Raw genomic sequence first — 26,144 nt, 5'->3', positions numbered from 1 at the left:
CTTACACCGAGGCGCCCGCCCCGCTCAAGCCCGCAGTCAGCTATCGTATCAGCCCAGCGCCTCGAACTGATCCACCAGACGTTCCAGCCTCTGGCAGCCCACGCTCCAGAAGGCCGGGTCGCGCGGGTCCAGGCCGAACGGCTTCAACGCCTCGACATAGGTGCGCGATCCGCCGCCGGCCAACAGTTCGCGATACAGCGGCGTGAAGCCCTTCGGATCGTTGCGCCGCGCCTCCATCAGGGCCGCCACCAGCAGGTCGCCGAAGGCGTAGGCGTAAACATAAAAGGGCGAATGGACGAAGTGGCTGACGTAGGCCCACCAGTGTTCATAGCCGGGGTTCAACTTGACCGACGGCCCCAGCGAGGCGGCCATCTCCTCCAGCCACAGCTGGTTGATGCGCTGCTGCGACACCTCGCCCTGCAGGCGCTCGTCGTGGAATCGGGTCTCGAAACGGTGGAAGGCGATCTGGCGCACGACGGTGTTCAGCCCATCCTCGATCCGGCCGGCCAGCAGTCCGCGCTGCTCCGACTTGGGCGCCGTCGCCAAGAGGCGGTCGAAGGTCAGGCCCTCGGCGAAGATGGACGCGGTTTCGGCCAGGGTCAGCGGCGTGTCGGCCAGAAGCGTGCCCTGATCCGCCGCCAGGGTTTGGTGAACGCCATGCCCCAGTTCGTGCGCCAGGGTCAGGACATCGCGCCGCTCGCCCATCCAGTTCAGGAAGACATAGGGGTGGCGGTCGGCGGTGACGGGGTGGGCGTAGGCGCCGGACTGTTTTCCCGCCCGCGCCCGGCCGTCGATCCACGGCTTGTCGAAGAAGCCGCCCGCCCGGTCGGCAAAGTCGCCGCCCAGGTCCGAGAAACTGTCCAGCACGATCTCGCGCCCCTGGGTCCAGGTGAAGGCGCGCGGCGCAGTGGTCTCGATTGGGGCGTTGCGGTCCCAGTGATCCAGCCGCGCCTTGCCCATCGCCTTGGCCTTCAGCGCATAATAGCGATGCGACAGGCGCGGATAGGCGGCGGCGACGGCCTCGGCCATCGCGTCCACGGCCTCGCCGTCAACCTCGTTGCCCAGGTGGCGGCTGTCGGCGGGGCGTTTGAAGCCGCGCCAGCGATCCTCCATCGCCTTGTCGGCGGCGACGGTGTTCAGCACCAGGGCCAGGGTCGGGGCGCGGGCGGCCAAGGCCTCCGACAGGCCCTCGGCGGCGGCCTTGCGACGCGCGGGTTTGGCGTCCGACAGGCGGTTCAGCGCCTCGGCCAAGGTCAGATCTTCATTCCCGGCCTTGGCGCGCAGGGCGGCCAGTTGCTCGTCGAACAGGCGCGGCCATTGGGCGGTGATCGGGCCGCGCTCGGCGATGAAGGTCTCCAGCTCGGCCGACAGTTCATGCGGTTTCATGGCTCGCACCCGACGCAGCCACGGCCGCCAGCGCGCCGCGCCGTCGTGGGCTGTCAGGGCCGCCTCCAGCGCCGCATCGTCGATCTGGTTGATCTCCAGCGTCAGCCAGACGGTGGGGGTGGCGATGGCGGTGATCTTCTCGCGGACATCCGCCTCGAACCCCTGGGCCGTCGCATCGTCGCGCGCGGTCGAGGCCGACAGGAAGGCGTAGGCGCCCAGCGCGCCCAGCACGTCCGACGCCTGCTCATACAGGTGGATGGCCCGGTCCAGCACGGCCCCCAGGCTGGCGGCGTCCTGTTCGGCGGCCAGCTTCCCCTTCAAGCCATTCAGCGAATCCACCAGACCCCGCGCCTTTTCCAGGTCGGCCGCGACCTTGGCGTCGTCGCGCGAGGCGTAGAGGTCGGTCAGGTCCCACAGCGGGGCTTCGGTGCTGGGCGTCTTGAAGGGAGCGTTCATGATCCCTGTTCTGGGGATGTCGGACGACGGCTGCAACCTTCCGCCACGCTTTCTCGACGATGCCGGCCGTGCAATCCTGCGTTTTGGAGACATGTGAATGACCGAGACGACGCATCAAGATACCGGCCGCACAGGCCTGGGCGGGACGTCCGGTCTGTTCGCGATTCGGTTGGCGACCGGTTTGGTCCAAGGCCTGGCGCTTTATCTGCTGTATCTGGCGGCCGACAAGAATGTTTGGCCCGAGACCCAGCCGGCCCTGTTCGGCGCCCTGGCCCTGGCGGCGGGCTATGGTCCCGTGGTCGTGCTGGCGGCGGCGGGGCGGATCAAGCCGCTGGCCCTGGCCCTGTGGACGGGCGTGGCTGCGGTGGTTCTGGCCTTGCTGGGGGCGCACGACGTGGCGCGTCAGGCGGCGGACACCTTCCGTCAGGCGCCCTTCCTCAGCTTCCCGGTCCTGGCGTTCGGCGCGGCGGCCCTGTTCATCGCCCATCACCTGATCGTCCCGGCGGTCCGCGAGCGGCGCTGGATCGTCGACTATCCCGAGTATTTCGACGTGGCCTGGAAGGCCGGGGTGCAACTGGCCCTGTCGCTGGGCTTCACCGGCGCCTTTTGGGTGCTGCTGCATCTGGGCGCGGCCCTGTTCAAGATGATCGGCCTCAGCTTCCTGCAGGACATCCTGCGCGAAGCCTGGTTTTCCATCCCCGTCACGGTCCTGATCTTCGCCACGGCGGTCCAGCTGACCGACGTGCGCGACGGCCTGATCCGGGGCGTGCGGACAGTGGCCCTGATGCTGTTGTCCTGGCTGCTGCTGGTGATCACCGTGCTGGTCGGCGGTTTCCTGGCGGCCCTGCCTTTCACTGGACTGGACGGCCTGTGGGAGACACGCAGCGCCACGGCCCTGGTCCTGTCGGCCGCCGCCGCCCTGATCGTGCTGATCAACACGGCCTATCAGGACGGTCGGCCCGACAATCTGCCGCCGGTCGTGCTGAAATACGGCGTGCGCATCGCCTCGGTGTTGATCGCGCCCCTGGTCATCCTGGCCCTATGGGGGCTGGGCCTGCGGATCGGCCAGCACGGCCTGACGCCCGACCGGATCATCGCCGCCGCCTGCGCCCTGGTCGGTGCGGTCTATGGGGCGGGCTATCTGCTGGCGGCGGTGAAGCCGGGCTGCTGGATGAAGTCGCTGGAGCGGACCAATGTCGTCGCCGCCGTCCTGTCGGTGCTGGTCATCCTGGCCCTGTTCAGCCCCCTGGCCGATCCCGCGCGGATGTCGGTGAAGGATCAGATCGCGCGGCTGGAACGCGGCGCGGTCTCGGCGCGAGACTTCGACTATGATTTCCTGAGGTTCGAGAGTGGCAAGGTCGGGACAGCCGCGCTGGAGACATTGACGCGATCCAGCGATGCCGAGACCGCACGCCTGGCCCGCGCGGCCAAGGCCAGAACCTACCGATCCGGCGACACGCCCAAGGCGCGTCGGGATCGCGCGGCGGCCGTTCGGCTGCAAGCCGTTGCTGGCCAGACCATTCCCGCCAGCTTCCAAATGCAGATCGAAAGCCAGGCCGATGTCCTGTTCGGCTGCTCCGTGGCCAGTCCGTGCACCGTTCGGACGCTGGATCTGAACGGCGACGGCCGAGAAGACTTGCTGGTTGCGATGGCTCGGACGGTCCTGGCATTCGAGCAGAATGACGACGACGGGCAGTGGCGCAAAGTCGGGCAGTATCAGGCCGCATGCAGCCGCAATACCGAGGCCCTGCACGGAGCCCTTTCGACAGGCGTGACCACGGCTCCGGCCGCTCTGCCGGACCTGATCGTCGGCGGCCAGAAACTGCAGGCGTCTCCCGAAATTCGGTGCGACAATCCCAGCGGTCGTTAACGACGCAGACACCATGCCCCATCACCCGATTTTCACCTCGACGGCCTAGAAATCGTCCCGAAACGGGTCATCCGCGTTGTGGATGGGCAAAGCACAGGGGCTTTCATGGCCAAGACCATTCTGGTCGTTGACGACGATCCGACCCAGCGCCGGCTGATCCAGGCCGTGCTGGAGCGGGACGGCAACGCCGTGGTCCATGCCGCCAGCGGTGGCGAGGCCATCGACCGGATGGTGCGCGGCGGCGGGGCCGACCTGATCCTGCTGGACATGGTCATGCCCGAGATGTCGGGGCTGGAGTGCCTGGCCGAGCTGCGCAGCGCCGGCATCAACGAGCCGGTCATCGTGCTGACGGCCAACGGCGGCATCGACATGGTGGTCAAGGCCATGCAGGCCGGGGCCCAGGACTTCTTCGTCAAGCCGGTCGGGCCGGAACGCCTGCTGGTCGGGGTCCGCAACGCCATGCAGATGAAGCGGCTGACGGCAGAGGTCGGACGCCTGACCAAGCGCGTCCAGGGCCGCACCAGTTTCGACGACATCGTGGGCGACAGCGCGCCGATGCGGATGGTCAAGGCGCTGGGCGCCCGGGCCGCCAAGTCGTCCATCCCCGTCCTGATCACCGGCGAGAGCGGCGTCGGCAAGGAGGTCATCGCTCGCGCCCTGCACGGCGCCAGCGACCGGGCCGGCAAGCCCTTCATCGCCGTCAACTGCGGCGCCCTGCCCGCCAATCTGATCGAGTCCATCCTGTTCGGGCACGAGAAGGGCGCCTTCACCGGCGCTGTGGACAAGACGCTGGGCAAGTTCCGAGAGGCGGACGGCGGCACCCTGTTCCTGGACGAAATCGGCGAACTGCCGCTGGATATGCAGGTCAAGCTGCTGCGCGCGCTTCAGGAAGGCGAGATCGACCCTGTCGGCGGCAAGCGGCCGGTCAAGATCGACGTCCGCATCGTCTCGGCGACCAATCGCGACCCGGCCCAACAGGTCAAGGACGGCGCCTTCCGCGAGGACCTGTTCTATCGCCTGAACGTCTTCCCGATCGAGGCCCCGTCGCTGCGTGAGCGACGCGAGGACATCGCGCCCCTGGTCGATCATTTCATCGCCCGCTTCAACGCCGAGGAAGGCAAGCGGATCGCCGGCTGCGCGCCCGAGACCCTGGCCCTGCTGCAAGGGTTCGACTGGCCCGGCAATGTGCGCCAGCTTGAGAATGCGGTGTTCCGCGCCATCGTCCTGGCCGATGCGCCCTTCCTGCAGCCGCACGATTTCCCCGCCGTCTCGGGCGTCGCCGCCCCCATGCCGGACGCCCAGCCCCTGTATGCCGCCACGGCCGCCAGCGCCCAGGCCGATCACGCCAGCCAGGCGGACCAGCCGATCCGCATCCTGGACGACCGCGGGCATCTGCGGACGCTGGAAGACATCGAACGCGACCTGATCCAGCACGCCATCGAGGTCTATGCCGGCCACATGAGCGAGATCGCACGCCGCCTCGGGATCGGCCGCTCGACCCTGTATCGCAAGGTCCGCGAACAGGGCCTGGAAGGTCAGTTGAAGGAAGCCGGCTGAGGCTTACCCGCCTGATTCCAGCCGTTTCAGAAACGCCGCCACACTCCCCTCTTCGTCATCCTCGGGCTTGACCCGAGGATCAGGCGTCCAGCCGCACAGGCTGGGATAGAGATCGACCCACCCAGGGTTCGTCCGTTCGATCAGTTCCAGCTTCCAGATGCGATTCCAGCGCTTCAACGCTTTTTCCCGGCGGATTGCGGTCGTGACCAATTCGAACTGCTCGTACCAGACCAGCATCCCGCAGCCGTAGCGACTGGCGAAACCTTCGAAAGCCCCTGTCCTGTGCTGATGGCCGCGTTCGAAGAGATTCGACGTCATGCCGATGTAAAGGACGCCGTACGGTCGGCTGGCTTGGATATAGGTGGCAATGAAAGGTCGGCGCTCGCTCATAAACGCTGAGTTGTGGATGGCCCGATCCTCGGGTCAAGCCCGAGGATGACGAACGGTTATGGTTCTTTCGGCTTCCTGCCCCACCGGCGTTTCGGCTCTTCGCCGTTGGCCTTGGCGGTGATCTCTTTCAGCTTGCGACCCTGCATGGCCGAGAGGGCCTGGCCCGGCGCGCCCTTTTCGGGGTCGGCGAAGGCGCGGCCGTGGATCTTGACGCGGTCGCTGACCGAGTCGATGAACTCGCCCTCCCATTCGGACAGCGAAACGCCCGCCTTCTCTGCAGAGCGGCGGGCGCGTTTCAAAGCGTTGAGAGCAGCGCGTTTGGCGGCTTCGCGCTGTTGCTCAAATGGACTCGGGGTAGGCTTCTGGACGAAGCCATCGCCTTTCGGACTGCCTGATCGCGACAGCCCGCCTCCTGGCTTGAAGGGAGTGCGCTTCAAGCCGGGTCAGCCTCAGATCTCGCCGAGCGCCGACAGGTAGAGGTCCAGGATGGCGTCTTCTTCCTGGCGCTTGGCCTTGTCCTGCTTTCTGATGCGGATGACCTTGCGCAGGATCTTGACGTCGTAGCCCTCGCCCTTGGCCTCGGCGAAGACCTCTTTCATGTCGGTCATGACGGCCTGCTTGTCCTCTTCGAGGCGCTCCAGGCGTTCGATGATGGTGCGCAGACGGCCCTGGGCCGTCGCGTTGAGAATGTCGGGACCACCGTCGAAGGACGCGTCGTCAGCCATGAGGGATACTCCAGAAATCAGGCGCGGACGCTAACCATGCCGACAGGTGCGACTCAACCGCGAACACGAAAAAGGCCGCGGACAGAAATCCGCAGCCTGTGGATCATCGTCTTTCAACTGCGCTATCGCCCTTCGGGCGACTTGAGCGCGACGCAGCGTGCGCGCGCCGCCGAGGCGACGTGCTGCAAACGCTGCTTAGCCCTGCTTCGCCTTGAAGCGCGGGTCGGTCTTGTTGATGACGAAGACGACGCCCTTGCGACGCACGACCTTGCAGTCGCGGTGGCGGGTCTTCAGGGACTTGAGCGAGCTACGGACCTTCATGGTCGGACGTCCTGAGAGAAACCAATAAGAAAGCCGCTGACCCGGTCGGATCGCGGCGGAGGGCGGTCGTATAGAGAGAGGGGTTCGTAAGGTCAACCCGCCAAAGGCCAAAACCGCATAGAACCTAGGCCCAGCCTGCCTGGCGACGCATTTCCTCTCACGTGCTCAAGTAGCCCGAAGGGCGATAGCACGCTCAAAAAAGGATGGAGGCCTGACCTCCGAGTCGAACGGAGGGTTTACGGGGTTGCACGCCCGCCGCGTCGCCACTCCGCCATCAGGCCGTCAGAGCTTGTGCGTCATTACGCTACACACGCTTAAGTCGTCCAATATAAAGGTGGTTAATACAGTGCATTGCACCCGAGCCGGGAGAAGCAAGGCAACGCTTTCGCCTCACAAGCGCTTTATGGCCGTGAAAAGGACATTCGCGCGGATGTCATTTCACGTCTGACCTCGGGGGCTTTAGTTTGAATCTCATGCGCTTTTCCTATCGCCTTCTCCTCATCGGCTGCGTCTCGGCCTGCGCCCCCATGTTGCCCGAGCCGCAGGTGGCTCTGCCGACGCCGCAGCCCCAGCCGCAACCGGGCGCGCCCGTCACGTCCCCTGCCCCCGCGCCGCAGACGCCGCCGCTGGCCGCCTATGACCAGCAAGGATTCGAGGGTTGGAAACAGGGGTTCCTGGCGCGCAAGGGCGGCGCCCGCCGCGCCGACTACGCCCGCGAACTGGACGGCCTTGCGCCCGATCCGACGGTGATCCGCCTGGACCGAAACCAGCCGGAATTCTCCAAACCCGCCGGCGCCTATATCCAGAACGCCGTGACCCCGGTGCGAATCGCCCAGGCCAAGCAGCGCATCGACCGGGTGCCGTGGTCGGTGGTGCAGCGTTTCGGCGTGCCCAGCGAAATCCTGGTCGGGGTCTGGGCGCAGGAAAGCGCCTTCGGGCAAGTCCAGGGCGACTATGACGTCATCCGCTCGCTGGCGACTCTGGCCTATGACGGTCGCAGGCGGGATTGGGCCGAGGGCCAGTTGAAGGATGCGCTGGACATCGTCGTGGACGGCCGCCGCGAGCGCGCGGGCCTGAAGGGCAGCTGGGCCGGGGCCATGGGCCAGACCCAGTTCATGCCCGACAACTATTTGCGTCTGGGCGTGGATCAGGACGGCGACGGCAAGGTCGACATCTGGGCCGACGACGCCGACGCCCTGGCGTCCGCCGCCAACCTGCTGGCCCAGGCCGGGTGGAAGCGCGGCCAGGGCTGGGGCTATGAGATCACCCTGCCCTCCGGCTTCGACTATGCCGAGGCGGAAGGCCCGAAACACAACTGGGCCTATTGGGCGGCCAAGGGCGTGCGCCTGGCCCAGGGCGGCACGCCGAACGGGGCCGAGGCCCTGGAAGAGGCGACCATCCTGCTGCCGCAGGGCGCGAACGGTCCGGCCTTCCTGGCCCTGCCGAACCATTATGTGATCCGCCGCTATAACAACTCGGTCAGCTACGCCCTGGCCATCGGCCTGACGGCGGACGGGATCATGGGCAAGCCGGCCCTGACCAAGGCCTGGCCAAACGATCCGTCGATGTCGCGCGAGCAGCGGATCGGGGCGCAGCGGGCGCTGACGCAACTGGGTTACGATACGCAAGGCGTCGACGGCGTGATCGGGTCCAACACCCGCGCGGCCCTGCGCCGCTGGCAGGTGGCGACGGGTCGGATCGCCGACGGCTATCTGACGCCGACGCTGGCGGACGACCTGATCCGCCGGGCGGGCTGAGGCTGTAAATCCGGGCATGATTCGGCGCTCCTGCCTTTCACGGGCGGAGGGATGGAGGGCTGGGCGGAGCGCCGGGCCTTCGCCCGGAGTTTGGTTTTGGTGTTACCGTTTCGACGAAGGGTTGACGCTCCGCGCGGATGGTTGGCCTGCAAGCTCGGGGCGTCGAGCGGTGGCGGTCTTATCGCCTAACCCCATAAGCCTGCGACGGGTCGGCGGAGTCTGCGAAACCCCGTCCCGAGTGCGATCGAGTATCCCCCTCGACCCTCCGACACCGCTCCATGAGTCGATGCCGGCGCGATGGAGTTTCACCATCGCTCCCGTTCCATCCGCTCCCGCCGCCGCAAGGTCGCAGGCCAAGCGAGCCCTCCGGGCGACGGGACGGGTTCAGAATACGCGCGTTTCGGAAGGGGGATGGGAGAAGGGGGACATAAATCGGCAAGCGGTTGGATTCGCTGGGAATGAACCAGCGTCATTGTGATGGCTGGGGCCAAATCGGCGCTATGCGTTCCTTCTCCCCTTGAGGGAGAAGGTGGGGCCGGAGGCCTCGGATGAGGGGTTTCTGTCCGCCTCGAAACGGTGAGGAAGAGGCTGCGGAACCAACCCCCTCATCCGTCTCGCTCCGCGAGCCACCTTCTCCCCCGAGGGGAGAAGGGACACCCTAGCCCTTCATCCGCCAGGTGGCGCCTTCGGGGCCGTCCATGACGACGACGTTCAGGGCGTTCAGGCGGTCGCGGATGCGGTCGGCCTCGGGCCAGTCCTTGGCGGCGCGGGCGGCGGTGCGTTGCTTCAGCAGAGCCTCGACCTCGGCCTTCAGAGCGGGATCGCCGCCCTCGAACCAGGCGTCCGGCGTCAGAGACAGAACGCCGAGCAGGCCGGCGGCCTCTGCAAGGCTCCAGCGGGCCATGGCGACCTCGTTGATGTCGGCCTCGGCGTCGTTCAGCAGGTCGCGCAGAGCGTTTCCGAGACCGAACAACTGGGCGATGGCGCCCGGCGTGTTGAGATCGTCCTCAAGCGCCTCCAGCACAGGGTCCAGGGCGTTCTCGGCCAGTTCCAGCTCTGCCTCGTCCAGTGAGGCCTCGTCGAAGTCGGCCAAAGCTGCGTCGGCGTCGCGCAGGACGCCATAAATCCGGTCGAGGTTCTTGCGGCTCTGGTCCAGCAACCCCTGGTTCCAGTCCAGCGGCTGGCGATAGTGGGCCGACAGAAGCGCCCAGCGGACCACCTCGCCCGGCATGGCCTGGACCAGGTCGTGCAGCAGCAGGACGTTGCCGATGGACTTGGACATCTTCTCGGCGTCCACGGTCAGGAAGCCGTTGTGCATCCAGTAGCGGGCGTATTCGTCGTGCGCCTGATCGTCATGGGCATGGCCGTGGGCGCAGACGCCCTGGGCGATCTCGTTCTCGTGATGGGGGAAGACCAGGTCGATGCCGCCGCCGTGGATGTCGATGGGCAGGCCCAGGGTCTGTTCAATCATGGCCGAGCATTCGATATGCCAGCCGGGACGCCCCTCGCCCCAGGGCGACGGCCAGGACGGCTCGTCCGGCTTGGCGGGTTTCCACAGGACGAAGTCGTGGGGGTTCTTCTTGTACGGGGCGACCTCGACGCGGGCGCCGGCGATCATGTCGTCCAGGTTCCGGCCCGACAGGGCGCCGTAGGCCTTGTAGGACGAGACATCGAACAGGACGTGGCCCTCCGCCGCATAGGCGCAGCCGGCGTCGACGATGGCCTGGATCTGATCGACGATGGCGGGGATATAGTCGGTGACGTGGGGGGCCAGGTCGGGCGGACTGACGTTCAGCAGGCCCATGTCGGCGAGATAGGCGGCCTCGTAGCGGGCCGTGACATCGCCGATCGGCACGCCCTCGCGGGCGGCCTTCTGGTTGATCTTGTCGTCCACGTCGGTGACGTTGCGGGCGTAGATGACCTTGTCCGCTCCGTAGGTCCGGCGCAGCAGCCGCACCAGGACGTCGAACACCACCGGCGGGCGGGCGTTGCCGATATGGGCGTAGTCATAGACCGTCGGGCCGCAGACATAGAGGGTCACCCGGTTCGGATCGCGCGGTTCGAACAGGCGCTTTTCACGGCGCAGGGTGTCGTGGATGTGCAGCGGCATAGGAGAGGTGGACTTCGTTTTCTTGCAGGACGGAGGGTCCGTCCCATATAGCGGCCTGACATATAGTCTATCGTTTATAGAGGCGCCTGCCTCAACGGATCGAGTTCATGAGCGTCATCCCCGCCAAGCCCGTCCTCGTCAGCGACGACACAGTTCAACGCCCGTCGCGCGAACAGGCGCTGGAGGCCGTGCGGACCCTGATCGCCTGGGCCGGCGACAATCCGAACCGTCCCGGCCTGATCGACACGCCCAAGCGGGTGGTGGACGCTTACGGCGAATGGTTCGACGGCTATGACGCCGATGCGGGCAAGGAGCTGTCGCGCACCTTCGAGGACGTGACCGGGTATGACGACATGGTCATCCTGCGCGACATCGAGGTGGAGAGCCATTGCGAGCACCACATGGCCCCCTTCCTGGGCAAGGCCTATGTCGCCTATCTGCCCGGCGAGAAGGTGGTCGGCATCTCCAAGCTGGCGCGGGTGGTCGAGATCTATGCGCGGCGCCTGCAGAACCAGGAAACCCTGACCAACGACATCATCGACGCCATCGAATCGCACCTGCAGCCGCGCGGCGTGGCGGTGCTGGTGGACGCCGAGCATCAATGCATGACCACGCGCGGGGTGCACCATCGGCACGTTTCGACCATCACGACCCGCTTCACCGGCGCCTTCAAGGACGATCCTGCCCTGGCGGACCGTTTTTTGAAGCTGGCCAAGGCCTGAAGCCCGAACTCGGGGACGACTGTCGCGTATAATTGACGTTCGGGAACGGCAGATCGTTTAGAACCGCTTTACAAGCCCGCATCGGGACGCCAAGAACCGAACAAGCCTTCGGGCGATCCATAGGGAAATGTCGGCGCGGATTGCAGCCGGCGAGTAACGGAGACGAGCATGGCTGCGAAGATCGGCGGTTCCGGTGGGGACAAGCACACGATCGAACAGACGGCGGATATCAACATCACGCCGTTCATCGACATTCTGCTGGTGCTCATGATCATCTTCATGGTCGCCGCGCCGATGGCGACCGTCTCGATCCGTCTGGACCTGCCGCCGGCACAGCCGCCCACCAATCCGACCGAGGAAAAGGAACCGGTGTACATCACCATCCAGGACACCGGTCAGCTGTTCATCGCCGAGAACCAAACCTCGATCGACAACCTGGCGGCTGATGTCTGCACGGCCCTGGGCGGCGGTTCCTGCCAGGAAGAGCGCGTCTTCGTCCGCGCTCAGCCGGAAGTAAAATACTCGCAGTTCATGGAAGTCATGAACAAGATGCAGGAGAACGGCTTCTTCAAGGTCGGTCTGCTGAACGAAGACATCGAATAGGACGTTCGTCCGTTCAAGAATTTTGGCCGCGTTCCGAGAGGAACGCGGCCTTTTTCTTTGCGGCCATGATCTGTGAGATAGGGGCTTGCCGGATCGACGTGACACCCCCTTGATGCCGCATCGGTTGTTCGAGGAGTTCGCCCATGCGTCGTCGCACCTTCCTGTCCGCCCTGCCCGTCGGGATGCTGGCCACGACCGCAGCCCAGGCGCAGCAGCCCGCGCCGGCCTCCGTCCCGCCCGCCCCTGCTCGCCCGGTTGATCCCTATGCCGGCGTCGGCATCGGCGACCGGATCAGCGGGCCGAAATTCATGGGGCGCTCCACGGTCTGGGGCGCGAACGGGGCGGCGGCGACGGCGCATCCGGCGGCCAGCCTGATCGGCATCGACACCCTGAGACGCGGCGGATCAGCCATCGACGCGGCCATCGCCATCAATGCTGCTTTAGGTTTCCTGGAGCCGGTGGCCAACGGCATCGGCGGCGACGCTTACTGTATGCTGTGGGATCCGAAACAGAAGAAGGTTGTCGGCCTGAACGGATCGGGCGCCAGTCCGCGGGCCTTGAGCCTGGAGACGGCGCGCTCCAAGGCCATCGACGGCTACCTGCCCCGATACGGTGCGGTGACGGTCAACGTGCCGGGCACGGTGGACGCCTGGTGGAGCGCACATCAGCGCTATGGGAAACTGCCGTGGAAGGATGTGCTGCTGCCGGTCGCCGAACTGTGCGAACAGGGCGTGCCCGTGCCCCAGGTCATCGCCTACTACCTGGAACGCAACATGGCAGCCTTCGACCGAGGCCAGATCCCGATCGAGGAGAACGACAACAGAAAGCGCATCTGGGCCGCAGGCGGCGCGACACCCAAGGTGGGCGAGGTCTTCGCCAACCCCTATCTGGGCAAGACCCTTCGGATGATCGCCGAGGGCGGGCGCGACGCCTTCTACGAGGGGACGATCGCCGATCAGATCGAGGCCTATTTCAAGCGAATCGGCGGCTGGATGACCCGTGCCGACCTGGCCGCCCACCACACCGAATGGGTCGAGCCGATCCAGACCAACTATCGCGGCGTGGACGTCTTCGGACTGGGTCCGAACACGCAAGGCCTGAGCACCAATCAAATCCTGAACATCTGCGAGCAGTTCGATCTGAAATCCATGGGCTTCCAGTCCGCCGCCTCGCTGCACGTCCAGGCCGAGGCCAAGCGGCTGGCGTTCGAGGACCGGGCGCGCTGGTTCGCCGACGACCGCTTCTCCAAGACCCCGGTCGAATGGCTGAACTCCAAGGCCTACGCCGCCGAACGCGCCAGGCTGATCCGGCCCGACCGGGTCATGGACCGCGTCATGCCAGGCGACGCCCCGCACCATGGCGACACGACCTATTTCAGCGTCGCAGACGCCGACGGGATGATGGTCAGCTGGATCCAGTCCAACTATCGCGGCATGGGCTCGGGCCTGGCGGCCGACAATGGGTCGGAGCCGCTGGGCTTCATGTTCCAGGATCGGGGCGAACTGTTCGCCCTGACCGACGGCCACCCCAACCTCTATGCGCCGGGCAAGCGGCCGTTCCAGACCATCATCCCCGGTTTCGCGGTCAAGGACGGGGAGCCCTGGATGGCGTTCGGCGTCATGGGCGGCGCCATGCAGCCCCAAGGCCAGGCCCAGATCATCATCAACATGGTCGACTATGGGCTGGAGCCTCAGGCGGCGGGCGACGCCCCGCGCTGGCAGCACTATGGCTCATCCGAACCGACCGGCCAGCCGCAGGAGGGGACCGGCGTCCTGCATCTGGAGAGCGGCGTGCCCGAGGCGACCAAGGCCCAGCTGCGCGCCATGGGCTGGACCCTGGGCGAACCGGACGGCGGCTTCGGCGGCTATCAGAACGTGATGATGCAGCAGAACCCCGGCGGCCGCTGGACCTATGGCGCGGCGACCGAGATGCGCAAGGACGGGATCGCCCTGGCTTATTGAGGTTGGGCTACTGACATGACCCACGACGAGGTCCGCGCCCTGCTGCTGTCGTTTCCGGGCGTCGAGGATGGCGTGTCCTATGGCGAGGCGTCGTACAAGGTGGCGGGAAGTTCTTCACCTGTCTGCGGCCCCGGCTGGACGACAGCATCGTGGTGCATCTGGACAATCTGGATGAGCGTGACCTGCTGATCGAGATGGACCCGGCGACCTTTCATTTCACCGACCACTATCGCGACCATCCCATCGTCCTGGCGCGGATCGCGACGGTCGATCCCGTCTGGTTGAGGGCGGCGCTGGACAGGCGCTGGCGCAGGGTCGCGCCGAAAAGTCTGTCGAAACAGCATCCGCGTCTTACCTGAACGCGGTCGGGCGCCTAATTACACGCTCCCTGAACGCAGCGAAGGCGCGCCCCATGGCCTATGGCGACCAACCCACGATCACCGTCGATGACGTGGAAATCCCCCTGCTCGGTTTCGGCACCTGGCAGCTGGAGCCGGACGATGCGCGGCGCATGGTCGCCGAGGCGTTGCGGATCGGGTATCGCCATATCGACACGGCCTGGATCTACAAGAACGAGCAGGCGGTGGGCGAAGGCATTCGCGACTTTCTCGATTCTGGGAGCGTGGCGCGCGAGGATTTGTTTCTGACGACCAAGATCTGGGTCGAGCATTTCACCCATGACGCCCTGCTGAAACAGGCCGAGGAATCGGCGGCCAGCCTGGGCACGACGCCGAACCTGTTGCTGCTGCACTGGCCCAAGACGACGCCTTCGTTCGAGGAGACGCTGGGCGCCCTGAACGCCGCCAGGGATCGGGGGCTGACCAAGTCGATTGGCCTGTCCAACTTCCCGTCCAAGGAGTTCCGTCAGGCGCAGGGCCTGTCCAAGGCGCGGCTACTGACCGATCAGGTCGAGCACCATCCCTATCTCGGCATCGATCAACTGGTCGCGACGGCGGCCGAACTGGGGTCGTCGATCACCGCCTGGTCGCCGCTGGCCCAGGGCAAGATCGCCGACGACGCCACCATTTCCGAGATCGCGGCGGCGCACGGCAAGACCAATGGGCAGATCACCCTGCGCTGGTTGATCCAGCATGGCATCATCGCCATTCCACGCACGACAAAGGAAAGCCGGGCGCGCGAGAACTTCGACATCTTCGACTTCGCCCTGACGGACGAGGAGATGCAGCGGATGGATGCGCTGGATCGCGGCGAAAGACTGGGCGACTGGCTGGACCCGGCGTTCGAATGGGACAAGACTGGCGCCTGATCTACGACGGAGGCGCCCGTGCTGCGTGCAAGAGACCGGCCCAGGCTGTGGCGTTCGACCTTCGCGGTCGTCGGCTGGGCCGCGCTGGCGCTTCAATATATTCTGATGGTTGGGCCTGAGCCGCTGGGGGCGATGCCAGGCCTGACCGTCAACTTCTTCAGCTATTTCACCATACTGACCAATGTCCTGGCGGCGCTGGCCCTGACGGCGCCGCTGGTTCGGCCTGAAAGCCGGTTGGGGCGATGGGCGGCCAGCGAGGGCGTCCGGACAGCCCTGGCCATGTATATCGCCGTAGTCGGCCTGACCTATCATTTCCTGCTGTCGCACGTCTGGGACCCGCAGGGGCTGGCGTGGCTGGCCAACGGTCTGCTGCACTATGTGATGCCGATCGCGGTGGTGCTGGACTGGCTGATGTTCACGCCCAAGGGTCTGTTGCGGTGGCGCGATCCGGTGAAGTGGTTGGCGTTTCCGGTGATCTATACCGGCTGGACGTTGATCCACGGCTTCGCTTCAGGCTGGTGGCCCTACTGGTTCATGAACGTGCCGGCGCTGGGCTGGGCCAAGACCGGCTTCTGGGCCGCAGCCATGCTGGGTCTGTTCCTGGTGGTGGGACTGGCGCTGGTGGGGCTGGATCGGGTGATGGGACGCGCAGCCGTTATGAAGTCTGAAGGCTAAGCCGCCCTTATCTCCACCTGACCAGAAGCGCCGTCATAGACCAGACGGTGTTGGCGCAGAAAAGTACGGCCCAGGATCAGCTTGTGCCATTGATCGCCCGCCTGCAGCCGCACGCCGGTGAAGGGCTGAAACAGCAAACGGTCCAATCCCGGCACATAGACCCTAGCGGTATAAATGTAGGCCCGGTGACGACCGCCGACGCCGCTTATCTCGCCCTCGTCGGTGATGGGCAGACCAAGCATTTTCGCCAGATCGTCGTCTATGCAGTCGCCGCCGGCGCCCGTATCGATCAGAGCTTTGACCTGTTTATGCGCCAGATCGGGTTTGCCATCCGTCCCCACGCGCGCCTTCAGTCCGATATCGACACGCAAGGTCGGCCCCAACTCGACCAGCAGGTCGGTCGGACTTCGACCGTTCGCGCCGCGCCTAAAGCCGGCCTGTGTCGAGAGCATGGGCAGGCGTGAAGATCATACCACCCGTCAACTGCACCGCAGCCGGGGCACCGAGCTGCCGGATCAGATAAGGCCCGGCATCAAATCGCTCGACTGCGGCCGAGGCCGCCGCTTCAAAATCGGCGTAGGCGTCGACGTAGGCTCCATTGCGGAAGACGACCCAGGCGCTGGGATGGTCGGCTTCCAACTCGCCTTTCATCCTTTCGAACGAGGCGATGTCGTCATGCAGAACGGTCATCGAATTTCTCGTACTTGAGCGACATATCGATCCAAAACTTCACACGGAAGTTTGTTTCTCGTGTGGAAGATTACGCGAGTCGCCTAGCCTTGGGTTAACCCGCGTTAACCATTCTGTGGATGAACGCTTGGCCGAACCACGTGACAGGCCCTGCGCAGGGCTTTAGGCGGATCACATGGCCTACAAATCCCTGCGTGACTTCATCGACCAGCTGGAAGCCAAGGGCGAGTTGGTGCGGGTGTCCGAACCCGTCTCCACCGTGCTGGAGATGACCGAGATCCAGACCCGGTTGCTGCGGAACGGCGGGCCGGCGGTGCTGTTCGAAAAGCCGGTCATGCCCGACGGCACGATCAGCCCCATTCCCTGCCTGGCCAATCTGTTCGGCACGGTGAAGCGGGTCGCCATGGGGGTGACGCTGGAGGGCAAGGACCGGACGACGGCGGGCGAGCTGCGCGAGGTCGGCGAGCTGCTGGCCTTCCTGAGGAACCCGACGCCGCCGCGCGGCCTGGGCGATGCGATGGAGATGCTGCCGCTGATGCAGACCGTCATGTCGATGCGGCCCAAGACGGTGAAGAAGGCGCCGGTGCAGGAGGTGGTGCTTAAGGGCGACCAGATCGACCTGACCGCCCTGCCCGTCCAGTCGTGCTGGCCCGGTGAGCCGGCGCCCCTGATCACCTGGGGCCTGGTCGTGACCAAGGGGCCGTCGGACGACCGCGAGGACGACTTCAACCTGGGCATCTATCGGATGCAGGTGCTGGGCAAGGACAAGGCCATCATGCGCTGGCTGGCCCACCGCGGCGGGGCGCAACACTATGCCCGGCACAAGAAGGCCGGAAAGCGCGAACCCCTGCCCTGCGCCGTGGTGCTGGGGGCCGATCCGGGCACGATCCTGGCGGCGGTGACACCGGTGCCGGACACCTTGTCGGAGTATCAGTTCGCCGGCCTGATGCGGGGCGCCAAGGCCGAGCTTGTGCCCTGCAAGACCGTGCCGCTGATGGTGCCGGCCCAGGCCGAGATCGTGCTGGAAGGCCACGTCCTGCTGGACGAGTTCGAGGACGAAGGCCCATACGGCGACCACACCGGCTATTACAACTCGGTCGAGAAGTTCCCGGTGTTTCAGGTCAGCGCCATCACCATGCGCCGTGACCCCATCTATCTGACCACCTTCACCGGCCGTCCGCCGGATGAGCCGTCGGTGCTGGGCGAGGCCTTGAACGAGGTCTTCATTCCCCTGCTGCGCCAGCAGTTTCCGGAGATCACCGACTTCTGGCTGCCGCCCGAGGGGTGCAGCTACCGGATCGCCGTGGTGTCGATGAAGAAGGCCTATCCGGGCCACGCCAAGCGGGTGATGCTGGGCGTCTGGAGCTATCTGCGCCAGTTCATGTACACCAAATGGGTCATCGTCGTGGACGACGACATCGACGCCCGCGACTGGAAGGACGTCATGTGGGCCATCTCGACCAAGATGGACCCGGCGCGCGACATCACCGTGATCGAGTCGACGCCCATCGACTATCTGGACTTCGCCAGCCCCGAGAGCGGCCTGGGCTCCAAGATCGGTCTGGACGCCACCGACAAATGGGCGCCCGAGACCAAACGCGAATGGGGCGAGGAAATCCGCATGGATGACGCCGTGATCGATCGGGTGTCGGATATGTGGGACCGGCTGGGCCTGCCCGGTGACAGCGCCCCGATCTGGAAGTAGTCAGACGGGGCCGGCCGCCGCGCCGAGCACGCCCAGGATCGCCACGACGGCGCCGACATAGTTGATCCGCGACCGGGTATAGGACCGCAAGCGGTCCTTGCCGCGTATCAGCCGCACGACGAAATAGACGAGGGTGTGAACCGCGTAGAAGACGATCACCGGACCCACGAAAAGCGCACCGAGCGCCCCGCCCCAATAGCCGACCGAGACCATCTGGGCGGCGGCGACGCCGTTGAGCAGCAGGGCGACGACGAGGGTTACGGCGATGGCGATGATCTGGTGCATGACGGGTCCGAAGCTGACGGCGATGGGGAAGCAATGCGGTCAAGCTTGATTGGCTCCCAACAATCCAAAGGCGAATTTCTGGCCGCCTGAAAGCTTTGGCAGGTCAATAACTTGCGATTTATTCGCAGTTAATTGGCGGTTTTCTGCGAACCCAACCTTGGCCGTGACGTTGTCCTTGTCCACTCCGGCCAAGCTGAACCTTGGCCGGCCCAGGAAGGGAAAATCACATGAAGTCTCGGACAGCTGTAAGCGCCATGGCCTTGGTCTGCGCGATGACGATGGGCCTTGCGGCCTGCGGACAGGGCGACGCCAAGGGCGGGGCCGATGGGAAACCTCAGTCGGTGAGCGCCGCGACGGGCAACGAGGCCACGCAGCAGAAGCAAGGCCTCTATACCGAAGGCTTCAACAAGCTGATCGACGAGCACTGGGGCGTGCCGGAAAACTTCGACAGCTATCAGAAGCTGGATATCCCGAACGCCAGCACGACCAGCTCGATCTCCTTCCCCGAGAACATCACCACGCTGGAAACGGCGATCGAGAAGCTGAAGGAAGGCAAGGCGCTGTCAGGCGGCAACCAGAGCCGACGCACCGATGCAGCAGTGGACAAGCTGCTGCCGCAACTGGAGGCCCTGTTGGCCCAGTGGAAGACGCTGGACCCCTATTATGAATCCCGCGCCTATCGCGAAGACGGCCTGGCCAAGGGCAAGGCGGCCCACGCCGCGCTGATGACGGCCTATCAGGGCGCGATCGCGGGGATCAGCGAATTGGATGCGGCCCTGAGCGATTATCAGCGCGCCAGCAATGCGGCCAAGATCGAGGCCTTGACCAAGTCAGGCCACCCCGCCGAAGCCAGCCTGATCGACGCCATGCAGAAGGCCGATCTCTTCACCACCGCCGTCATCGAGGATAATACAGCCGAGGCCGACCGCCTGTTGCCCGAGTTCGTGGCCGCAGCCGCCAAGCTGCGTACTGCGGAAACTGGCTTGCCCGCAGATAATGAGAACAAGTCGGAGTTCAGCTCCATTGCGGACCGTCTCGACTCGATGATCGGCTCGTGGCGCGACTACAAGCAGAGCAAAAGCGACTATGAGCGCGAAAGCATCGTGAGCGACTACAACAGCGCCATCGACCGGATGAACGACGTCGAAATGCCCGCCTGACCCAGTCCGCCTGAAGAAAGGGCGCCGCATCGCTAGCGACTGGCGATGCGGCGTCAAACGGTCTAGCTATCGCCCCCTGACATCGGGGGATGGCTGTGAGCGCATTCGAATTCTTCTTCAGTTTCTATGGCCTGCTGCTGGGCCTGTCGGTCGCCGAACTGGTGGGCGGGTTCGCGCGGGTGCTGCATGAGAAACAGCGGATCCGGTTCGGCTGGCTGACGCCGATGCTGGCCCTGTTCGTGGCCATCGACATCGCCACCTTCTGGAATCAGGCCTGGGTCATCTTCCGGGGCGCGCCGTTCAACACCTTCGTGCTGCTGATCTCGCTCAGCATCGCCGCGACCTTCTATGTCGCCGCCAGCGTGACCTTTCCGCGCGTGTCTGCCGAGGGCGGCCAGGAGCGGATGAACCTGGACGACCATTTCTGGGCCAACCGGCGGCTGGTGTTCGGCTGTATCCTGGCGGCCAATCTGATTGTCGCCGTGATCGTGATCATCCTGGCCCAGCTCAATCCCGGCTTCGCCCAGGTCGCCAGTTCGGTGCGCCTGTGGGTGGGCGTCTCCATCTTCGTGATCGGCACCGCGACGGCGGCGTTCGCACCCTGGCGCAAGGTGGCGGTCGGAGCCCTGATCGTCGTGCTGCTATACAGTCTTTGGCAGATGGGGAACTCGGCTACCCTGCTGCTCAAGGCCGGCGGGTGGGCGCCCGCGCTGGGCGGCGGCGGTTGAAACCTTGTCAGCGCACGGCAATCGGCTCACGAAAGGCCATGCAGTCCCCTCTTCTGGTTTCGGCCTTCCTTGCCGCCCTTGCCTGTAGCGTGAGCCCCGCCATGTCCCAGACGATCCCAAACACCGCCCCTTGGGACCAGGCCTTCCTGCCACCCGCGCCGGCCTGGGACGGAGCGTCAAAGGCCCTGTTGCGCGACGCCAACGATCCGTGGGTCACGGCGTTCGAGTCCGATCCGGGCCATGATTTCAGCCCCAACTACGTCGATACCCGCGCCTGGTTCGACCGTCTGGATCAGGCCAGCGACCTGATCCGCATCGAACAGTTCGGCGTCTCGCCCGAGGGACGACCGATCTATGCGGTGATGGCGTCCAAGGACGGGGCCGCCTTCGATCTGGCCAAGCCCGTCCTGATGATCCAGGCCGGCATCCACCCCGGCGAGATCGACGGCAAGGACGCGGGCATGATGCTGCTGCGCGACATCGCGTTTTACGGCAAGGACGCCCTGCTCGACCGGATCAACCTGATCCTGATCCCGATCCTGAGCGTCGATGGGCACGAGCGGGCTAGCGCCTATTCCCGCCCCAACCAGCGCGGGCCGCGCATCCAGGGCTGGCGCAATACGGCGACCAACCAGAACCTGAACCGCGACTATCTGAAGCTGGACCAGCCCGAGATGCGGGCCGTGCGCGGCCTGATCCTGAAATACCGGCCGGACCTGTATGTCGACGTCCATGTCACCGACGGCATGGATTACCAGTACGACGTCACCTACGGCTTCAACGGCGAGGACGGGGCATTCAGCCGCTCGCCGAACGGCTCGGCCTGGCTGGATTCGGTGTTCAAGCCGGCGATGAATGCGGCGCTGGAGCGCGAGGGGCACATCCCAGGCGAACTGGTGTTCGGCATGGATGACGACGAGCCGAAAAAGGGCCTGTCGGACGGCGGCCTGGGCGAGCGGTTTTCGAACGGATGGGGCTCGGCGGCCCATGTGCCCACCATATTGATCGAGAACCACAGCCTGAAGCCGCACGAGCAGCGGGTGCTGGGAACCTATGTCTTCATCGAGGAGGCGATGCGGCTGCTGGCCGATCAGGGCGCGGGTCTGAGGGCCGCGACCGAGCAGGACAAGGCCCTGCGCCCGGCGCAGATCCCCGCCAACTTCGAGGCCGAGGAGACGCCGTCATCCACCCGGCCGTTCAAGGGCATACTGTACGAGATGTACGACAGCGCCGCCTCGGGCCGGAAGGAAATCCGCTGGCTGGGCCGGCCCGATCCCGACCTATGGCAGATGCCCTTCTATGGCTCCAAACCGACCCTGACCCTGACGCGGCCGACGGCCTATTGGGCGCCGGGCTATCGCACCGACATCATCGAGCGGTTGAAGACGCACGGGATCGCGATGGAGACGGTCGAGGCGCCGCGCACTGTGAACCTGTCGATGCTGCGCCTGGTCGAACCCAAGCTGGCGACGCGGACCAACGAGGGTCACGTCCAGGCCTCGGTCAAGACGGTCGAGGTCGAGCGCCGCGACTGGACCTGGCCCGTCGGCTCGGTTCGGGTGCCGACGGATCAGCCGCTGGGCGACATCGTCGTGTTGCTGCTGGAGCCGCAGTCGAGCGAGAGCTTCTTCGCCTGGGGCATGTTCCCCGAGGTCATGAGCCGGGTCGAATATATCGAGGCCTACGCCATCGCGCCGCTGGCGGACAAGATGATGGCGGCCGACCCCGCGCTGAAGGCCGAGTTCGAGGCGAAGGTGGCGTCCGATGCGACGTTCGCGGCCGATCCGCAGGCGCGCCTAGCCTGGTTCTACGAACGCACGCCCTTCTATGACGACCATTATTTGCTCTATCCCGTCGGGCGTGAGGACTGATCGATGACCACGCCGCTGATGTACGCCGTCCAGGCCGCCGCCCTGTGGAGCGGTCTGCTGATCCTGATGATGCTGGTGCTGTCGGGCGTCGTGGTCAGCGGACGGCGCAAGCACATGGTGTCGTTGGGTGACGGCGGAAACGCAGACTTGCTGGCCGCCAGCCGGGCCTTCGGCAATCTGGTGGAATATGCGACGCCCGGAATGATCGCCATGCTGCTGCTGGCTGCCGTCGGCGCGCCGGCCTGGATGGTGCATGGGGTGGGTGCGACCCTGCTGGCCGGGCGAGTGATCCATGCGCTGGGCCTGCTGTTTCAGACCGGGCCGTCGCTGGGGCGGGTGATCGGCATGTTGCTGACCTGGGTGGCCCTGTTGACGGCCGCGGTGGGTCTGATCGCCTTCGCGGTGGTCTGACGCCAGGGACGCGACAGGTTGCGGTGCAGCAAGGCGTCCGCCATATCGGGGCATGACTGAAGCCTCCGTTTCCGCCGATCTTCTCAACGACATCGTCCAGGCCGCGCTGAAGGCCGGCGCCGACGCCGCCGAGGCGGTCAGCGCCGATCGCCGGTCCCTGTCGGTCGGGGTGCGCAACGGCAAGCTGGAAGACGTCGAACGCGAGGAATCGCGCGACCTGGGCCTGAGGGTCTTTGTGGGCCAGCGCCAGGCGTCGGTTTCGGCATCGGACCTGTCGCCGGCGACGCAGGCGCGACTGGTCGAACGGGTCGTGGCCATGGCGCGTCTGGCGCCGGAAGACCCCCATGCCGGTTTCGCCCCCGAGGATCGGCTGGCGCGCGGGCCGTTCGTCGATCTGGACCTGTTCGATCCCACCGAACGCAGCGCCCAGGTTCTGGAGCAGGTGTCGGCCGAGACCGAGGCCGCGGCCCTGGCGGTGACGGGCGTCGCGCGGTCGGAGGGCGGACATGCGTCGTGGTCGTCCACCCGCTGGCGGCTGGTGACCTCGCACGGATTCGACGGCGCCTATGAGGGTTCGGCCTTCTCGCTGGGGGTCGGCGTCATCGCCGAAAAGGACGGGGCGATGGAGCGCGGCGGCGAGAGCCGGTCGACCCGTCACCTGTCCGACCTGCCGGGCGCCGAACGGATCGGGCGAACCGCCGGCGAGCGCGCGGTGGCCCGCGTGGGACCGCGCAAGATCGCCTCGACCACCGCCCCGGTGATCTTCGACAACCGCATGGCGGGCCAGATCGTGTCGCCGGCCATCGGCGCCATTTCCGGCCCATCCATCGCACGCGGGACCTCCTTCCTGAAGGACCGGATGGGCCAGCGGGTGTTCGCGCCCGGCGTCACCCTGATCGACGATCCGTTCCGCCCGCGCGGCATGGGATCGACCCCGTTCGACGACGAAGGGGTGGCGGTCGAGAAGCGCGCCCTGTTCGAGGATGGGGTGCTGAATACCTGGCTGTTGAACAGCGCCGCCGCCCGTCAGCTGGGCCTGGAATCGACCGGCCATGCGTCGCGCGGTCTGGCCGGGCCGTCCGGCGTCTCGACACACAATCTGCACATGGAGCCGGGCGAGCGGGATCTGGCGGGCCTGATGGCGGACGCCGGGACCGGTTTGCTGGTCACCTCGATGTTCGGGCCGTCGCTGAACGCAAACACCGGCGACTGGTCCGCCGGGGTATCCGGCTTCTGGTTCGAGAACGGCGCAGTCGCCTATCCGGTCAGCGAGGTCACGGTCGCCGGCAAGCTGACGGACCTGTATCTGCGCATCGAGCGCGGGTCGGACCTGGAATTCCGGGGCGGGTTCAATGTGCCCAGCCTGATGTTCGACGCGGTGGCCATAGCGGGCAAATGATCGACCTGAACGCCGACCTCGAACTGATCCGCCAGGCGGCCATCGACGCCGGGGCGCTGGCCATCGCCGAACGCGAGGCGGGGCTGAAGATCGAGTCCAAGGTCGGCGGATCGCCTGTCACCAGCGGCGACCTGAAGGTGGACGCCATGCTGAAGGACCGGCTGCTGTCGGCGCGGCCCGACTATGGCTGGCTGTCGGAAGAGACGGCGGATTCGGCCGAGCGGCTGACGAAACGGCGCATCTTCATCGTCGATCCCATCGACGGCACTGTCGCCTATATGAAGCGGACGCCGTGGTGGTGCGTGCCCATCGCCGTGGTCGAGGACGGCGAGGTCGTCGCCGCCGTCATCCACGCGCCCGAGGTGGACGAGACCTATGTCGCTGTGCGCGGCGGCGGCGCCCGGCGCAACGGCCGGCCGATCCACGCCTCGGATGTAGATACGCTGGAGGACGCCTCGATCCTGGGCGATGCGCGACTGATCGAAGCGCCCTGGTTCGACGACGAACCCTGGCCGCCGATGCGGTTCTCCAAGCGCAACGCCCTGGCCTATCGGATGGCGCTGGTCGCCGCCGGGGCCTTCGACGCCGCCCTGGCCCTGACGCCGAAATGGGACTGGGACGTCGCCGCCGGCTGGCTGATCGCCCAAGAGGCGGGCGCCAAGGTCAGCGATCACCAGGGGCGGCCATGGGCCTTCAACCGGCCCGATCCGCGCCAGGCCAGCCTGGTCTGCGCGGCCCCGATCATCCAGCCGATGATCGTGCGGCGCTGTAAAAACGTGCCTTTATCGACCTAGGCCGGGGGCGGAAAAACCCCGCCCCACATTGATCCGAGGGCGTTCTCGGCCTATGCCGCGCGGAAAGCTCTCCCCAGCCTTCAGGATTTTCGATGACCGACCAGAACGCCGTCCCGCCGCAACTTCTGCACATCGTGATCGGCGGCGAGCTTCGTCACCTGGGCGAGCCGACCTTCCGCGACCTGTCGCAGGTCGAATTCGTCGGCGCCTTCGGCAGCTATGACGAGGCCAAGAAGGCCTGGAAGGCGCGCGCCCAGGCCACCGTGGACAACGCCCACATGCGCTATTTCATCCTGCACGCCCACAAGCTGATCGACCCGCGCGGCGACGCGGCCTAAGTGCGACATCGGGGAGCCGAACCGGCTCCCCGATCCAGACGTTGGGCGTGGATGCGAGGACGATCATGAACCTGGAACCGCAACAGACCTTTCAACTGGTCAGCCTGCTGGCGGTGCTGGGGCTGTTCTGCTTTTCGCTGCGCGACAAGATGAACTACGCGCGCTGGTTCAAGCGTTGGGAGGCCGAACGCAAGGCCCGCCGCGACGCCGAACTGGCGGCCGAGGCGCGCGCGAATGGCGAAGGCGGCGAGGAACCTAAGGCTGGCCCCTGGGGCTGAGCCCTTCTACTCCCGACGCAGCAGCTTGTCGGTCACCAGCGTGCCCCACCAGCCGGCCTTGAACTCGGCGCGAATGGCCTGGGGATCGTAGTCGGGGCTGTCGACCCAGTCGATGAAGCTGATCCCTAGAGGTTCGATCTCGGCGACGTATTTCTCCAGCGTATAATCCAGCACGCCCGTAAGCCCCTCGCGCGAGTGCAGATATTTCTTGGACAGCTGTTTCATGGCGACCGAGATCGGCTCGCCTAGGTGGAAGTGGCGATAGAAGACCGCCATCATTCCCGCCCGATCCGCGCCGGACTTGCAGTGGATCAGCACCGGATACTGGATCGTTCTGAAGAGCTCGCGCGCGCGGTGGATGCGCACCTTCTCGGGCGGGTCGCGCGAATCGAGCGGGGCGTCGATCAGGGTCAGGCCCAGCCGCTCGCAGGCCTCGCGCTCCAGCCAGTAATAGCCCTCATCGCGTTCGCCGCGCAGGTTGATGACCGTCTTGACGCCCTTCGATTTCCAATAGGCCAGCTGGCGCGGCGAGGGCTGGTTGGTGCGCACCAGGTCCGGCCCCAGCCAGTGGGCGTTGGAAAAGACCACACGCAAAAACGCGTGGTCCACCCAGAAATAATGCCAATGCGCCCGAAAACGGCCCATCGCGGTCGAGAGGTCGAAGCGCGCCATGCCCGCCAGATAG

30 protein-coding genes and 1 tRNA gene are annotated in these 26,144 nt (G+C 65.9%); 19 read left to right on the top strand and 12 right to left on the bottom strand.

From position 1 onward, the window contains the following. Positions 1 to 48: 48 nt before the first annotated feature. Entirely contained in the window at positions 49 to 1,842 is a 1,794-nt protein-coding gene (locus AC3ISA_RS11670; protein ID WP_489178015.1) for a M3 family oligoendopeptidase, read from the bottom strand. Between the two features lie 97 nt (positions 1,843 to 1,939). Between AC3ISA_RS11670 and AC3ISA_RS11665 the strand changes: the two genes are divergently transcribed. Continuing rightward, entirely contained in the window at positions 1,940 to 3,712 is a 1,773-nt protein-coding gene (locus AC3ISA_RS11665) for an FG-GAP repeat domain-containing protein (protein ID WP_489178014.1), read from the top strand. A gap of 105 nt (positions 3,713 to 3,817) precedes the next feature. Continuing rightward, positions 3,818 to 5,269: a sigma-54-dependent transcriptional regulator gene (locus AC3ISA_RS11660; RefSeq protein WP_159850062.1), complete on the top strand. Its 1,452-nt coding sequence runs from the start codon at positions 3,818 to 3,820 to the stop codon at positions 5,267 to 5,269. 3 nt (positions 5,270 to 5,272) lie between these two features. On the opposite strand, the gene AC3ISA_RS11655 is transcribed toward AC3ISA_RS11660, so the two are convergent. The 5 genes from AC3ISA_RS11655 to AC3ISA_RS11635 all read right to left on the bottom strand — a co-directional run bounded on the left by AC3ISA_RS11655 (position 5,273) and on the right by AC3ISA_RS11635 (position 6,986). Next, complete coding sequence (locus AC3ISA_RS11655; protein WP_489178013.1) at positions 5,273 to 5,659, bottom strand: GIY-YIG nuclease family protein; 387 nt, start codon at positions 5,657 to 5,659, stop codon at positions 5,273 to 5,275. 56 nt (positions 5,660 to 5,715) lie between these two features. Further along, positions 5,716 to 6,096 (bottom strand): hypothetical protein, encoded by a 381-nt coding sequence (locus AC3ISA_RS11650; RefSeq protein WP_489178012.1) that lies wholly within the window; start codon positions 6,094 to 6,096, stop codon positions 5,716 to 5,718. A gap of 12 nt (positions 6,097 to 6,108) precedes the next feature. Beyond that, positions 6,109 to 6,384: a nucleoid-associated protein GapR gene (gene gapR / locus AC3ISA_RS11645; RefSeq protein WP_135195123.1), complete on the bottom strand. Its 276-nt coding sequence runs from the start codon at positions 6,382 to 6,384 to the stop codon at positions 6,109 to 6,111. A gap of 195 nt (positions 6,385 to 6,579) precedes the next feature. Then, on the bottom strand, positions 6,580 to 6,705 hold the full coding sequence (gene ykgO / locus AC3ISA_RS11640) for a type B 50S ribosomal protein L36 (RefSeq protein ID WP_008263184.1): 126 nt from the start codon (positions 6,703 to 6,705) through the stop codon (positions 6,580 to 6,582). A gap of 204 nt (positions 6,706 to 6,909) precedes the next feature. Further along, positions 6,910 to 6,986 (bottom strand) — tRNA-Ala (locus AC3ISA_RS11635). Between the two features lie 192 nt (positions 6,987 to 7,178). Between AC3ISA_RS11635 and AC3ISA_RS11630 the strand changes: the two genes are divergently transcribed. Beyond that, entirely contained in the window at positions 7,179 to 8,462 is a 1,284-nt protein-coding gene (locus tag AC3ISA_RS11630) for a lytic murein transglycosylase (protein WP_489178011.1), read from the top strand. A gap of 658 nt (positions 8,463 to 9,120) precedes the next feature. Here the strand turns inward: AC3ISA_RS11630 and cysS are convergent. Continuing rightward, positions 9,121 to 10,572, bottom strand: coding sequence for a cysteine--tRNA ligase (gene cysS / locus AC3ISA_RS11625; protein WP_489178010.1), 1,452 nt, complete (start codon positions 10,570 to 10,572; stop codon positions 9,121 to 9,123). Between the two features lie 107 nt (positions 10,573 to 10,679). Here cysS and folE point away from each other — a divergent pair, with 107 nt between their 5' ends. The 7 genes from folE to AC3ISA_RS11590 all read left to right on the top strand — a co-directional run bounded on the left by folE (position 10,680) and on the right by AC3ISA_RS11590 (position 15,800). Further along, positions 10,680 to 11,294 carry a GTP cyclohydrolase I FolE gene (gene folE, locus AC3ISA_RS11620; RefSeq protein WP_489178009.1) on the top strand — a complete coding sequence of 205 codons (615 nt, stop codon included), beginning with the start codon at positions 10,680 to 10,682 and terminating at the stop codon, positions 11,292 to 11,294. Between the two features lie 168 nt (positions 11,295 to 11,462). After that, positions 11,463 to 11,897 (top strand): biopolymer transporter ExbD, encoded by a 435-nt coding sequence (locus tag AC3ISA_RS11615; protein ID WP_372693445.1) that lies wholly within the window; start codon positions 11,463 to 11,465, stop codon positions 11,895 to 11,897. A gap of 143 nt (positions 11,898 to 12,040) precedes the next feature. Continuing rightward, positions 12,041 to 13,858: a gamma-glutamyltransferase family protein gene (locus AC3ISA_RS11610; RefSeq protein ID WP_489178008.1), complete on the top strand. Its 1,818-nt coding sequence runs from the start codon at positions 12,041 to 12,043 to the stop codon at positions 13,856 to 13,858. A 15-nt stretch (positions 13,859 to 13,873) separates the two neighbouring features. Next, on the top strand, positions 13,874 to 14,047 hold the full coding sequence (locus AC3ISA_RS11605; RefSeq protein ID WP_489178007.1) for a hypothetical protein: 174 nt from the start codon (positions 13,874 to 13,876) through the stop codon (positions 14,045 to 14,047). Next, positions 14,008 to 14,217, top strand: a complete 210-nt coding sequence (locus tag AC3ISA_RS11600) for a hypothetical protein (RefSeq protein WP_489178006.1) — start codon at positions 14,008 to 14,010, stop codon at positions 14,215 to 14,217. The genes AC3ISA_RS11605 and AC3ISA_RS11600 overlap by 40 nt, the downstream gene beginning before the upstream one ends. Before the next feature lie 53 nt (positions 14,218 to 14,270). Beyond that, entirely contained in the window at positions 14,271 to 15,125 is an 855-nt protein-coding gene (locus AC3ISA_RS11595) for an aldo/keto reductase (RefSeq protein ID WP_489178005.1), read from the top strand. A gap of 18 nt (positions 15,126 to 15,143) precedes the next feature. Next, positions 15,144 to 15,800 carry a Pr6Pr family membrane protein gene (locus AC3ISA_RS11590; protein WP_489178004.1) on the top strand — a complete coding sequence of 219 codons (657 nt, stop codon included), beginning with the start codon at positions 15,144 to 15,146 and terminating at the stop codon, positions 15,798 to 15,800. Here the strand turns inward: AC3ISA_RS11590 and AC3ISA_RS11585 are convergent. Both AC3ISA_RS11585 and AC3ISA_RS11580 read right to left on the bottom strand, forming a co-directional pair. Continuing rightward, on the bottom strand, positions 15,797 to 16,171 hold the full coding sequence (locus AC3ISA_RS11585; protein ID WP_372693451.1) for a retroviral-like aspartic protease family protein: 375 nt from the start codon (positions 16,169 to 16,171) through the stop codon (positions 15,797 to 15,799). The genes AC3ISA_RS11590 and AC3ISA_RS11585 overlap by 4 nt on opposite strands. Before the next feature lie 55 nt (positions 16,172 to 16,226). Beyond that, a complete protein-coding gene (locus AC3ISA_RS11580) occupies positions 16,227 to 16,490 on the bottom strand; it encodes a hypothetical protein (RefSeq protein ID WP_372693452.1) in 264 nt (87 codons plus the stop codon). Positions 16,491 to 16,665: 175 nt separating this feature from the next. Between AC3ISA_RS11580 and AC3ISA_RS11575 the strand changes: the two genes are divergently transcribed. Then, the gene (locus AC3ISA_RS11575; RefSeq protein WP_489178003.1) at positions 16,666 to 18,195 is read left to right on the top strand and encodes a UbiD family decarboxylase; all 1,530 of its coding nucleotides are present in this window, start codon (positions 16,666 to 16,668) and stop codon (positions 18,193 to 18,195) included. Here AC3ISA_RS11575 and AC3ISA_RS11570 read toward each other — a convergent pair whose 3' ends face one another. Next, positions 18,196 to 18,480, bottom strand: a complete 285-nt coding sequence (locus tag AC3ISA_RS11570) for a hypothetical protein (RefSeq protein WP_489178002.1) — start codon at positions 18,478 to 18,480, stop codon at positions 18,196 to 18,198. A gap of 39 nt (positions 18,481 to 18,519) precedes the next feature. Then, a complete protein-coding gene (locus AC3ISA_RS11565; RefSeq protein WP_489178001.1) occupies positions 18,520 to 18,663 on the bottom strand; it encodes a hypothetical protein in 144 nt (47 codons plus the stop codon). Between the two features lie 44 nt (positions 18,664 to 18,707). On the opposite strand from AC3ISA_RS11565, the gene AC3ISA_RS11560 reads away from it, so the two are divergent. From AC3ISA_RS11560 to AC3ISA_RS11525, 8 genes are all read left to right on the top strand, one after another. Then, positions 18,708 to 19,640: a DUF3829 domain-containing protein gene (locus tag AC3ISA_RS11560; protein ID WP_489178000.1), complete on the top strand. Its 933-nt coding sequence runs from the start codon at positions 18,708 to 18,710 to the stop codon at positions 19,638 to 19,640. Between the two features lie 95 nt (positions 19,641 to 19,735). Then, on the top strand, positions 19,736 to 20,368 hold the full coding sequence (locus tag AC3ISA_RS11555; protein WP_489177999.1) for a hypothetical protein: 633 nt from the start codon (positions 19,736 to 19,738) through the stop codon (positions 20,366 to 20,368). Between the two features lie 101 nt (positions 20,369 to 20,469). Continuing rightward, on the top strand, positions 20,470 to 22,239 hold the full coding sequence (locus tag AC3ISA_RS11550; RefSeq protein WP_489177998.1) for a M14 family metallopeptidase: 1,770 nt from the start codon (positions 20,470 to 20,472) through the stop codon (positions 22,237 to 22,239). 3 nt (positions 22,240 to 22,242) lie between these two features. Further along, complete coding sequence (locus tag AC3ISA_RS11545) at positions 22,243 to 22,650, top strand: MAPEG family protein (RefSeq protein ID WP_489177997.1); 408 nt, start codon at positions 22,243 to 22,245, stop codon at positions 22,648 to 22,650. A 52-nt stretch (positions 22,651 to 22,702) separates the two neighbouring features. Next, on the top strand, positions 22,703 to 24,049 hold the full coding sequence (locus AC3ISA_RS11540) for a TldD/PmbA family protein (RefSeq protein ID WP_489177996.1): 1,347 nt from the start codon (positions 22,703 to 22,705) through the stop codon (positions 24,047 to 24,049). Next, the gene (locus AC3ISA_RS11535; protein WP_489177995.1) at positions 24,046 to 24,843 is read left to right on the top strand and encodes a 3'(2'),5'-bisphosphate nucleotidase CysQ; all 798 of its coding nucleotides are present in this window, start codon (positions 24,046 to 24,048) and stop codon (positions 24,841 to 24,843) included. Before AC3ISA_RS11540 ends, AC3ISA_RS11535 begins: the two co-directional genes overlap by 4 nt. A gap of 92 nt (positions 24,844 to 24,935) precedes the next feature. Then, complete coding sequence (locus tag AC3ISA_RS11530; protein WP_017505336.1) at positions 24,936 to 25,181, top strand: DUF4170 domain-containing protein; 246 nt, start codon at positions 24,936 to 24,938, stop codon at positions 25,179 to 25,181. Between the two features lie 65 nt (positions 25,182 to 25,246). After that, positions 25,247 to 25,459, top strand: coding sequence for a hypothetical protein (locus AC3ISA_RS11525; RefSeq protein ID WP_489177994.1), 213 nt, complete (start codon positions 25,247 to 25,249; stop codon positions 25,457 to 25,459). A gap of 6 nt (positions 25,460 to 25,465) precedes the next feature. On the opposite strand, the gene AC3ISA_RS11520 is transcribed toward AC3ISA_RS11525, so the two are convergent. Then, positions 25,466 to 26,131, bottom strand: coding sequence for a fused DSP-PTPase phosphatase/NAD kinase-like protein (locus tag AC3ISA_RS11520; RefSeq protein ID WP_489177993.1), 666 nt, complete (start codon positions 26,129 to 26,131; stop codon positions 25,466 to 25,468). Between the last annotated feature and the right edge of the window lie 13 nt (positions 26,132 to 26,144).

The organism is Brevundimonas sp. KH_058 (genome assembly GCF_057838505.1).
This window is presented reverse-complemented; position numbering and strand designations above follow the sequence as displayed.

Coding starts and splice junctions, on each gene's coding strand:
- AC3ISA_RS11670 (WP_489178015.1), bottom strand. CDS start 1,842: ATGAACGCTCCCTTCAAGACGCCCAGCACCGAAGCCCCGCTGTGGGAC.
- AC3ISA_RS11665 (WP_489178014.1), top strand. CDS start 1,940: ATGACCGAGACGACGCATCAAGATACCGGCCGCACAGGCCTGGGCGGG.
- AC3ISA_RS11660 (WP_159850062.1), top strand. CDS start 3,818: ATGGCCAAGACCATTCTGGTCGTTGACGACGATCCGACCCAGCGCCGG.
- AC3ISA_RS11655 (WP_489178013.1), bottom strand. CDS start 5,659: ATGAGCGAGCGCCGACCTTTCATTGCCACCTATATCCAAGCCAGCCGA.
- gapR (WP_135195123.1), bottom strand. CDS start 6,384: ATGGCTGACGACGCGTCCTTCGACGGTGGTCCCGACATTCTCAACGCG.
- ykgO (WP_008263184.1), bottom strand. CDS start 6,705: ATGAAGGTCCGTAGCTCGCTCAAGTCCCTGAAGACCCGCCACCGCGAC.
- AC3ISA_RS11630 (WP_489178011.1), top strand. CDS start 7,179: ATGCGCTTTTCCTATCGCCTTCTCCTCATCGGCTGCGTCTCGGCCTGC.
- cysS (WP_489178010.1), bottom strand. CDS start 10,572: ATGCCGCTGCACATCCACGACACCCTGCGCCGTGAAAAGCGCCTGTTC.
- folE (WP_489178009.1), top strand. CDS start 10,680: ATGAGCGTCATCCCCGCCAAGCCCGTCCTCGTCAGCGACGACACAGTT.
- AC3ISA_RS11615 (WP_372693445.1), top strand. CDS start 11,463: ATGGCTGCGAAGATCGGCGGTTCCGGTGGGGACAAGCACACGATCGAA.
- AC3ISA_RS11610 (WP_489178008.1), top strand. CDS start 12,041: ATGCGTCGTCGCACCTTCCTGTCCGCCCTGCCCGTCGGGATGCTGGCC.
- AC3ISA_RS11605 (WP_489178007.1), top strand. CDS start 13,874: ATGACCCACGACGAGGTCCGCGCCCTGCTGCTGTCGTTTCCGGGCGTC.
- AC3ISA_RS11595 (WP_489178005.1), top strand. CDS start 14,271: ATGGCCTATGGCGACCAACCCACGATCACCGTCGATGACGTGGAAATC.
- AC3ISA_RS11580 (WP_372693452.1), bottom strand. CDS start 16,490: ATGACCGTTCTGCATGACGACATCGCCTCGTTCGAAAGGATGAAAGGC.
- AC3ISA_RS11575 (WP_489178003.1), top strand. CDS start 16,666: ATGGCCTACAAATCCCTGCGTGACTTCATCGACCAGCTGGAAGCCAAG.
- AC3ISA_RS11570 (WP_489178002.1), bottom strand. CDS start 18,480: ATGCACCAGATCATCGCCATCGCCGTAACCCTCGTCGTCGCCCTGCTG.
- AC3ISA_RS11560 (WP_489178000.1), top strand. CDS start 18,708: ATGAAGTCTCGGACAGCTGTAAGCGCCATGGCCTTGGTCTGCGCGATG.
- AC3ISA_RS11550 (WP_489177998.1), top strand. CDS start 20,470: ATGTCCCAGACGATCCCAAACACCGCCCCTTGGGACCAGGCCTTCCTG.
- AC3ISA_RS11545 (WP_489177997.1), top strand. CDS start 22,243: ATGACCACGCCGCTGATGTACGCCGTCCAGGCCGCCGCCCTGTGGAGC.
- AC3ISA_RS11540 (WP_489177996.1), top strand. CDS start 22,703: ATGACTGAAGCCTCCGTTTCCGCCGATCTTCTCAACGACATCGTCCAG.
- AC3ISA_RS11535 (WP_489177995.1), top strand. CDS start 24,046: ATGATCGACCTGAACGCCGACCTCGAACTGATCCGCCAGGCGGCCATC.
- AC3ISA_RS11530 (WP_017505336.1), top strand. CDS start 24,936: ATGACCGACCAGAACGCCGTCCCGCCGCAACTTCTGCACATCGTGATC.
- AC3ISA_RS11525 (WP_489177994.1), top strand. CDS start 25,247: ATGAACCTGGAACCGCAACAGACCTTTCAACTGGTCAGCCTGCTGGCG.
- AC3ISA_RS11520 (WP_489177993.1), bottom strand. CDS start 26,131: ATGGCGCGCTTCGACCTCTCGACCGCGATGGGCCGTTTTCGGGCGCAT.